The organism is Clostridium sp., assembly GCF_036646415.1.
Lineage (GTDB): Bacteria > Bacillota > Clostridia > Clostridiales > Clostridiaceae > Clostridium_J.
On sequence record NZ_JAVXMF010000010.1, the window covers coordinates 108,036 to 117,487 of the forward strand.

The 9,452-nt window shown below is 30.1% G+C and carries 8 protein-coding genes; 2 read left to right on the top strand and 6 right to left on the bottom strand.

Annotated features, from left to right (window positions below):
• Nucleotides 1-108 precede the first annotated feature (108 nt).
• Both RSD37_RS09015 and RSD37_RS09020 read right to left on the bottom strand, forming a co-directional pair.
• Nucleotides 109-2,178 carry an ATP-binding cassette domain-containing protein gene (locus RSD37_RS09015; protein ID WP_346946394.1) on the bottom strand — a complete coding sequence of 690 codons (2,070 nt, stop codon included), beginning with the start codon at nt 2,176-2,178 and terminating at the stop codon, nt 109-111.
• Between the two features lie 12 nt (nt 2,179-2,190).
• A complete protein-coding gene (locus RSD37_RS09020) occupies nt 2,191-4,278 on the bottom strand; it encodes an ATP-binding cassette domain-containing protein (RefSeq protein WP_346946395.1) in 2,088 nt (695 codons plus the stop codon).
• 409 nt (nt 4,279-4,687) lie between these two features.
• On the opposite strand from RSD37_RS09020, the gene RSD37_RS09025 reads away from it, so the two are divergent.
• On the top strand, nt 4,688-4,960 hold the full coding sequence (locus RSD37_RS09025) for a CD3324 family protein (protein WP_346946396.1): 273 nt from the start codon (nt 4,688-4,690) through the stop codon (nt 4,958-4,960).
• 130 nt (nt 4,961-5,090) lie between these two features.
• Complete coding sequence (locus tag RSD37_RS09030; protein WP_346946397.1) at nt 5,091-5,780, top strand: MBL fold metallo-hydrolase; 690 nt, start codon at nt 5,091-5,093, stop codon at nt 5,778-5,780.
• Nucleotides 5,781-5,869: 89 nt separating this feature from the next.
• On the opposite strand, the gene RSD37_RS09035 is transcribed toward RSD37_RS09030, so the two are convergent.
• The 4 genes from RSD37_RS09035 to RSD37_RS09050 all read right to left on the bottom strand — a co-directional run bounded on the left by RSD37_RS09035 (nt 5,870) and on the right by RSD37_RS09050 (nt 9,236).
• Nucleotides 5,870-7,030, bottom strand: coding sequence for an iron-containing alcohol dehydrogenase (locus tag RSD37_RS09035; RefSeq protein ID WP_346946398.1), 1,161 nt, complete (start codon nt 7,028-7,030; stop codon nt 5,870-5,872).
• Between the two features lie 192 nt (nt 7,031-7,222).
• The gene (locus RSD37_RS09040) at nt 7,223-7,588 is read right to left on the bottom strand and encodes a MerR family transcriptional regulator (RefSeq protein WP_346946399.1); all 366 of its coding nucleotides are present in this window, start codon (nt 7,586-7,588) and stop codon (nt 7,223-7,225) included.
• 72 nt (nt 7,589-7,660) lie between these two features.
• Nucleotides 7,661-8,305: a hypothetical protein gene (locus RSD37_RS09045; RefSeq protein WP_346946400.1), complete on the bottom strand. Its 645-nt coding sequence runs from the start codon at nt 8,303-8,305 to the stop codon at nt 7,661-7,663.
• Between the two features lie 160 nt (nt 8,306-8,465).
• Entirely contained in the window at nt 8,466-9,236 is a 771-nt protein-coding gene (locus RSD37_RS09050; RefSeq protein ID WP_346946401.1) for an ABC transporter permease, read from the bottom strand.
• Nucleotides 9,237-9,452 lie beyond the last annotated feature (216 nt).

Here is a 9,452-nt window from a genome sequence, read left to right on the forward strand (position 1 = left end):
GACCATCTCAAAATAAAAATTTTGAGATAGTCCCTTTTATATAAGTCTCTGTTATATAATTCAAAATCCATTAACATTAAAGACCATATTGCTTTTATTGCCTTTTAATTATCTCCTTCTTAATGCATCTATTGGATCCATCTTAGATGCTCTTAATGCTGGATAAAGCCCAGATACAATACTTAATACAACACAGAATAACAAAATCCAGCCTCCATCTTGAAGCGGTAATTTTGATACCTCCATATAAGGAGCATTGTTTGCAAAGTTTTGTAAAAAGCTATAAACCAAATTATTTATTACCTTAGATACTCCAATAGCAATACCTATTCCTATTAATGCTGATAGGACTCCTATAATAAAGGATTCTGCTACAAAAATATTCTTTATATCTTTTTTTCTGGCCCCTATTGCTCTCAATATACCTATTTCGTTAGTTCTTTCAATTACAGATATATATATAACTATTGATATCATTAAAGCTGCAACTATAATAGATACTCCTGCAAAGCCTAAAAGTCCCATTCTAACTTGCTTCATTGTGGTATCAATTTGCTCTGTTATAGTTTTACCTGCCATTTCAAATTGGTAATCATCTTGAGATGAGTTTAATTTTTCAATATCATCTTCTATAGTTTCTGCATCTTTTCCATAAAGAATCATCATAGGAGCTTCTAGTTTATCTTTATTTATATTAAAGTACTTTTCATAGTAATTAATATTCCAGTCACTCTCCACATAATATGTGTTCATCAAAGTAGTTGTATTTGCAATCCCAACTACTTTCCAAGGCAATACCATAATTTCTGGTTTCTTATTTGGTTCCATCATCATATCAGAATGGCTTGGAGACTTAACAAATGAAACATAAATAGTTTTTCCAATTAAACTCTTCAACTCTTCATCATTTTTGACTATATTTTTAGCAGTTGATAAAGAAATAACGATTTCATCCAAAGAGCCTTTTGAAGGCACCGTGCCATATTGTATATCTTCTTTAACATCTTCAATTAATCCTGCTGACATCATATCTATCAGTCTATCTATAGTAGTTGGATCAGATAACTTTTCGAAGAAATTTTCATCCTTTAATAAATTTTCTTCTAAAGAATAAAAGGCTGCCATTGGTATATCTTCTCCTTGAACGGGAAAATAATAACCATAAAAACTACTACCTAAAGAAGTAATTTTATTTATATCTTCATACTTTAATCTCTTATATTGATTTGGCCTTTTATCTAAATTTTCTTTAAAACCAACCATAACTGAGTTAGTTGGAAATATTGAATTTACTTGAGTGTTTACAGACTCCGTTGTTCCTGCTGTAATAGCTATAGCTAATGCAATACCTGCTATCCCAATTGAAGTCCCAATAGCCGTTGCTAAAGTACGCCATTTTTTTAACCAAGCACTTCTTAAAGATAACTTAAATGCCTTTCCTATAGACATCTTAGATTTTGTTTCTTCCTTTTTCATTACATTGCTTAAGGATTTTACCGAACTAGAATTTTCTTCAATAGAAATAATTTTTCCATCTTCCATATTTATAATAATATCCGCATACTTTTCTGCCAACTCCGGTGCATGGGTTACCATTAATATAAGTCTATCTTTAGATATATCCTTAAGTAAATCCATAACTTGTTCGCCAGTTTTAACATCTAATGCCCCTGTTGGCTCATCTGCTAAAATAATTTCTGGGTTATTAGCTAAAGCTCTAGCAATTGCAACTCTTTGACGTTGCCCTCCTGATAACAGATTTACCGTCTTCTTCCTTTGATCTAAAAGACCAACACCTTCTAATAGCTCTGTTGCTCTCTTTGTTTTTTCCACCTTAGATTTTCCTGATAAATCTAAAGCAAGCTCAACATTTTGCATAGAGCTTTGAGAATTAAGAAGATTAAACTGTTGAAATATAAACCCTATAGTATTTTTACGGTAGCTATCTAAATCCTTTCCCTTTGCTTCTTTTAATGACTTTCCATTTACAATCACCTCACCTTGAAAATCACTATCTAAAGCTCCTAAAATATTCATAAGTGTAGTTTTACCACACCCAGAAGGGCCTACAATCGCTACTAACTTTCCATTTGGTAGTTCAAAAGATACATCATCAAGGGCAGCAATTTCATGCTCACCAATTTTATAAGTCCTTTTTAAATTTTCAACTCTTAACATCTGCTTCCCCTCCTATTCATCACGTAATGCATCAACAACTTGAATTTTTGTCGCTCTCTTAGATGGCACGTATCCTGCCATAATTGCTACAAGAACACTTATTACTATTAACCCAATTATTGTTGCAAGAGGGAATTTAATATCTGTAAACGGAATTCCTGATAAAGGAATATTTATAAGTTTTTCTGCATCAACCTTTAATACATTTTCTATGAATTTATTGGCTATAGGTTGTATTAGGAATGCTACAGCTATACCTGTTACCCCTGCAAAGAAACCAATCAAAGCAGATTCTGTTTTAAACACACGGGAAACATCTTTATTTCTTGCACCTATTGCCTTTAAAATTCCAATTTCCTTTTTACGTTCAAGAACACTTGAAAATACTACAATTCCTATTAAAATAGATGAAACAACTAAAGCTACAGAAACAAAAATAATCATAACTGCTTGAGCTAAGTTTATTAATGTCTTTAAAGCTTCCTTTACCATAACCACTTGTGACGAAGCCTTAAATCCTTTTTCAGCTAGTTCTCTTCTATCACCAACACCACCATTTTCTTTAGCATTTATCCATTTTAATACTTCTTCATTATGTTTAACTTCATCTACAACAACTTCTGCATTAATAACTCTATTTTCTTTTCCTACAAAATATCCTTCATCCTTTAACCAATTATAAACTGGCTCATAGGAATAATAAACAGCCCCAGAATTTAAAGCAATTTCATTAGCAATCCCAACAATGGTGAATTCTTTGGTATAAGTTTTAACTACAGTTTCATCACCAGTCATTGGATTCGTAGTCTTTTCCTGAACAATTACATCAATCTTCTCATCAATGACCTTTGTATAATCATCCTTATCCTCATCCATTCCCAGCTCTTTTATAATAAGCTTTGCCATATCCTTGTTTACTAATAATTCATCACTATCATCCTTTGGTAATCTACCAGATACAGCATGTTCTACATTTGCTAAATAATTTTCTCCCGCTAAAGCATTAAAACTTATATCTTCTATGTTTTTTTCATTTACTTTGTAAATAGTATTAGAAGTAATATCTAAAGCTTCACGGATTTCTACTACATTATCATTCTCACTAATTTTATCAAAAGCTTCTATAGTTTTGGGATATTCCTTAGCTTGAACTTCCTGTTCTTTAAACTGCATCCCAACTTGTATTACATTTGCACTGACAAAAGAGTTGGTTTGTCTATCTATATAATCATTAGCTCCATTTCCAAGACCAATAACTAATAAAATCCCACCAATACCTATTGAACCAGCAATAGTTGTAATAGCAATTCTACCTAACTTTTGCTTTATGTTTCTTAAAGATAACTTTAAAGAATCACTAAATGACATACTTCCATTTTTCTTCTTAAGCTCTGATTTTAACTGATTCTTATCAGCTTCAATTAATACTTCATCCTTTTTAATTTCTCCATCAAGGATTGAAATAACCCTACTTGAATACTCATAAGCTAAAGTTCCATTATGAGTAACCATTAAAATAAGTTTATCCTTAGCTATTTCCTTAAGTAAGTCCATTATTTGTATTCCAGTTTTCTTATCTAAAGCACCTGTTGGTTCATCAGCTAAAATAATATCTGGATCATTTGCAAGAGCACGAGCTATAGCAACTCTCTGTTTTTGCCCACCGGATAATTCTCCTGGTTTATGATTCATATGTTTAGAAAGACCAACTTTCTCTAACAATGTTTTTGCTCTAGATATACGCTCCTTTTTTGATAATCCAATTAAGTTCATAACCATTTCAACATTTTCTAGAGCTGTTAAATGCTCAATTAAATTAAAAGATTGAAAAACGAATCCAATATTATTTTTTCTATATAAATCCCAGTCCTTTGATTTATATTTTCTAGTGGATTTACCCTCAACAATTAGGTCCCCCTCTGTAGGCTTATCCAGCCCCGCAATAATATTTAATAAAGTAGATTTACCACATCCCGATGGCCCAAGTATTGAAACAAACTCCCCCTTATCAAAACCTAAAGTTACTCCCTTAAGAGCATCAAACCTTACCTTATTTTCAATGATATATTCTTTTCTAATATTCTCTAACCGTAATAACATAAAGACTCCCTTCTAAATTGCTATAAATTATGTATCTCTATATTATACATCATTGACCAAGGCATTCTATTATATCCTTAAATTTTATACAATAATATTAGGACTATTAAGTCAAATATTTTATAAAAAACAATAATAAACCTTAATTATAATGTACCTTTTATTACTAACATTATAAAAGATATAACTAATGTGTTTGCACTTTAAAATTACAGAATTATAGTATACAATAATATTAGCTAAATATTACAAATAATTCTAATTAAACCAAACGAAAGGAGTAGCTATGAAAAGATTGAAATTAATTATTAGTGCTTAGCAAGGACTGTCTGCTATAGCACAAATTATTGCTTCAGTGGGAGAGTCTTTGCAATAACTTTACAATATTTTTTATGTAAGGAGCAAAGGCATGTCATATATGAAAGCGGAAAGTGTATTACCTGAAGAATTAATCAATATAATTCAAACCTATGTTGATGGAGAATATATTTATATTCCTAGAAAATTAGAAAACAAAAAATCTTGGGGTGAATGTAAAGGGACACGCAATAATTTTAAAGATAGAAACATGGATATTTATAAAATGTACCAACAAGGATATACATTTTTTCAATTATCTCAAAAGTATTTTCTGGCTGAAAAAACAATTCAAAGAATTGTTCTAACAGAAAAAAACAAATAAAGAAAGGGTTATCTTTGATTTAAAGATAGCCCTTTTCTCATGTTTATTTCCGAATCAAACATAAGGTATATACATTTTCACATTGTTGTTATCATTATATAGAAACAATTATTTAAGAGGAGTTGAATTTATGATTAAAATATCAGATAACATATATTATTTACCTCACTGTGCAGAAACAGATAGACCAACTTTGGGATATGTAAAAGGAAAAAACTATACACTAATGATTGACTCTGGAAACTCTTATAGAGAGGTAACCTTATATTTGAATGAACTCGATCAATTAAATTTACCACATCCTGACTTCGTAGCCCTTACACACTGGCACTTTGATCATACTTATGGAATGTCATCACTAACAGCAACTGCTATTGCCTGCAAAGCGACAAATATTAAACTTGAAAAGATGACTCATTGGAAATGGGATGAAAAATCCATGGATGAAAGAGTAAAAAATGGTGAAGAACCAAAGGCTTGTCAGAAATATATAAAAGAGCAATACAAAGATTTGAGCTTAATTAAAATTAGAACAGCAGATATAGTGTTTGATAAACACTTAACTCTTGATTTAGGTGGGCTTACATGTGAAATGATATGGATAGACTCTTCTCATACTGACGATTGTGTTGTATACTTTATTCCTGAAGAAAAGGTTTTATTTATAGGTGATGCTAGTTATTCGAGCAAAGAAAAGTTCCAAAATTTTATTAATTTTTTAGAGTCCTTAGACTTTGAAACTCTTATTGATGGACACTTAGATCATAAATGTAAAGAACTAGCTATGTCCCATTATTATAAAATCTTAAGTGAATTATAGAATTTTTCAAATGGCTTATGCTTATTTTTGTAAGCCATTTGATTTTTTTGTTCTAGATTCATTTTTAAAAATAATTTGAATTTTTTCAACTACATTGCACCTTCAAGAATCTTACGACTTATATCTAATGTAAGATCTCCAGTTTCTGATAATCCTGTCATCCCATGCTTTTCTAATGAATTAATAACATCTTCTATTTTATCCCCTGTTACCCCATAATCAGATAAGTGGGTTTTAACACCTAAACTTTCGAAGAATTCACGAGTTTTATTTATAGCTAAATCTATGCGTTCTTCCTCAGTTCCTTCTGTTATATTCCATACACGCTGACCATACTGTAATAACTTAGCATGCTTTTCTACTTTTCTAACATTCCAAATAGACGGTTGTAAAACAGCGAGGGTTTTAGCATGATCAATTCCAAATAATAATGTTAATTCATGACCTATCATATGAGTAGTCCAATCTTGTGGAACTCCAGCACCAATTAAACCATTTAAGCCCATTGTTGCACACCAAACAAGATTGGCTCTAGCATCATAGTTTGCTGGTTCATCAATAGTCTTTCTTCCTATCTCTATTAATGTTTGTAAAATACCTTCTGCTGCTCTATCTTGGAATCTTCCTTCAGCAGGGAATGTTACATATTGCTCAACTGTATGGATGAAAGTATCAATAATTCCATTTGCAGCTTGTGTTTCTGGTAAAGTATATGTTAACTGTGGATCTATTATTGAGAACTTTGGAAATGCTTTATTACTAAAAAGCGCAAGTTTTCCAAGCCTCGAAGTAATTACTCCACCATTATTCATTTCTGAACCCGTTGCAGGTAATGTTACAACTGTACCAATTGGTAATCCCTTGGCTACTGATTCTGGCACAAGTCCATAACTAAATAAATCCTCAGCATTTTCTCCTTCATATGTAGATGCTAATGAAACAAATTTAGTTCCATCCATTACTGAACCCCCACCTATAGCAAGTAGGAAATTCACCTTTTCTTTTTTTACAACCTGAACTGCTTTCATTAAAGTATCATACTTTGGATTTGGCTCAATTCCACCAAACTCAATCACTTCACGTTGTCCTAGTTCTTCCTTTACTTTATCTAAAGTACCAAACTTTTTAACGCTTCCTCCTCCATAAAGTACAAGAACCTTTGCATTCTTTGGTATAAGATTATCAAGTTGTGCTAAAGTATCTTTTCCAAATACTATTTCTGTTGGATTATAAAAATTAAAATTAATCATAATTAAATTGCCTCCTAAAGTGTTATCTAAAATTTATATTAATTGTAGTCTACACCTTAGAGTTAACTCTAAGTCAATAAAATTAATAAAACTTTATTTATCTTATGTCTATCGGCTATAACACTCACAGCTTCGTAAGTGTCAGATAATATCTGTCATGCCTAGATAAATCTATATATTATTATATTAGATTTAACAGTTATCTTGTTTTCCATTATACCAATCTATTTTTTTATCAATCTTATTGGAACATACCCTAAGCTGTTCCATCTGTTCTTCTAATTTTTTCTTATGCTCTTTTAAAATTTCTTTTCTTTCTGGAATGGTATGTTCACCCTCTAAACTTAATTCTACAATACGATGAATTTCACTTATAGACATCCCCGTATCTTTTAAACATTTAATTAGTTCTATCCAAAAAATATCAGAATCTTTATAAACTCTAATACCACTTTCATTTCTTTCTATATATGGTAGTAACCCTTCTTTTTCATAATATCTTAATGTATAACTACTTACCCCAACAATCTCTGCGGCCTTACTAATTGTATACTCCATCCTAATACCTCACTTACTAACAAAATACTACCTTCTACAGTTTGCATCTTTGTCAACTAGTAGTTGCTATCGCTATTTTACTCTATCACGCAAGAATTTTTCAGCCTTTTTATCCTTAATAATTATTTTTCTACTGCCTGTAAGCATTATTGTAAATCCTTCATTTGTTTCATTAATATATAATATTTCATCTTTTAAAAATATAAAATTATCTACAATTATGCCCTCTACATAAGAGCCAACTCTTCTTCCAAAAATACTAGTCCCTGTTCTATTACTTTCATACAGTATAAGAATAGTTTCATCCTTTAATTTATGGCACTCTACTTTGGGTCCATAAAGTTTATCAATAGAAATCAATATAATTGCTATAAAAAAACATATTCCTATTAGTGACCCATACCTTATACCTTCACTATACACCCCTATGACAAAGTAAATTTCCATGAAGTATATAGTTACCAATGTTATTATTTCAATAATTATTTTAAATTTAGGATTTAACCCTAAAAAGTTAAGTTCCTGCAATTTTAACTTTTTCAATTCAGCATTTATATTTTTAATAGTTGCATTTACAAGATATTTATTTAAAATAATAATTCCACATATAATAATTATTTTGAATAATAAATTATACTCTGAAAATAACACTGTAATTATTGTAATTACTAACCCCATAATCCAACTCATGTATTTAGTAAATTTATCGACTAACATATTGATTCCCCCTCTCTACTCTAGAATAACATTTTCAATTCTAAATTGTACATTTTTAATTAGAATATATCTTTACAAAAATTAAAGATAGACTTAAATAAGTCTATCTTTTAAACAACAACTTTAAATATATTTTCGTATTTTTTTCATCACAACTTCTTTACTTTATTCTTCTCTTGTTATAGTTCATTGCCATAAATAATGTTATACCTGAAATTGCTGCGAAGAAAATAAATGATTGAATATATGGTACAAAATTATAGGTTCCACCTTGCCAAAAATCTATAAATTCTCCGCTAATATAGGTGGTTGGTAAAAAGTAAGCTACATTTTTTAATGGTTCTGGGAAATCCTTTGCTTGCACACCAAACATTCCACTTAGAATCATTATTACAAAATATAATACCATTGTTATACCATAAGTTGGGCCAAACTTCTTAAAGAACAGTGCTATTCCATGGGCTAATATAAATAAACATGTAGCTAATACATACAATGAAACTATTAAAATAAGTGCTGATTTTAATGTTGGTATCTGTATTTCCAAAGCAAAGTAAACTATTGTTGTGTAAATGAATAATGATACTGTCATGAAAATTAAATTAGCACATATTTTAGAAACTAATAAGGTTTTCTCACTATATCCAAATAAACGAAAACGTAATGGTATATTCTTTTCTAGTTCCTGTGAAAATACTGCTGAATATCCTATGAAAATAGTTGCTAAAGGAATAATCAAACTTGAGGTAATGAATATATTGGTCATAACAGTTTCTTTCATATTTTCAGGAACTTTAGCTCCAATTATATTACCTAAAAACACAGTCATAAATATTGGGAAAAATAACCCAAAAATCAGTGTAAATATATTTCCTACTAAATTTCTTAATTCATATTTTATTAAATTTAAATTTAATGTCTTTGAATTCATCCTTAACCCCTCCTTAATTCGCTATTAAATCTTGCTTTAGCATTAATAGACATTATTTCAATATCATTGTTACTTCTCTTAAAATTTATATCCTTATCTATTAATATCTTTATTATTTCCAGTTCTTTTTCCTCACTTAAGCAAGGAATAGCTATTAAATGCGGTAAGTAGACTAGGGAATCACTACCCTAGCCCCTCTTAGAACCGTACGTGCGG

Excerpts from the sequence above, each read along its gene's own strand:
- RSD37_RS09015 (WP_346946394.1), bottom strand. The coding sequence starts at position 2,178 with ATGTTAAGAGTTGAAAATTTAAAAAGGACTTATAAAATTGGTGAGCAT.
- RSD37_RS09020 (WP_346946395.1), bottom strand. The coding sequence starts at position 4,278 with ATGTTATTACGGTTAGAGAATATTAGAAAAGAATATATCATTGAAAAT.
- RSD37_RS09025 (WP_346946396.1), top strand. The coding sequence starts at position 4,688 with ATGTCATATATGAAAGCGGAAAGTGTATTACCTGAAGAATTAATCAAT.
- RSD37_RS09030 (WP_346946397.1), top strand. The coding sequence starts at position 5,091 with ATGATTAAAATATCAGATAACATATATTATTTACCTCACTGTGCAGAA.
- RSD37_RS09035 (WP_346946398.1), bottom strand. The coding sequence starts at position 7,030 with ATGATTAATTTTAATTTTTATAATCCAACAGAAATAGTATTTGGAAAA.
- RSD37_RS09040 (WP_346946399.1), bottom strand. The coding sequence starts at position 7,588 with ATGGAGTATACAATTAGTAAGGCCGCAGAGATTGTTGGGGTAAGTAGT.
- RSD37_RS09045 (WP_346946400.1), bottom strand. The coding sequence starts at position 8,305 with ATGTTAGTCGATAAATTTACTAAATACATGAGTTGGATTATGGGGTTA.
- RSD37_RS09050 (WP_346946401.1), bottom strand. The coding sequence starts at position 9,236 with ATGAATTCAAAGACATTAAATTTAAATTTAATAAAATATGAATTAAGA.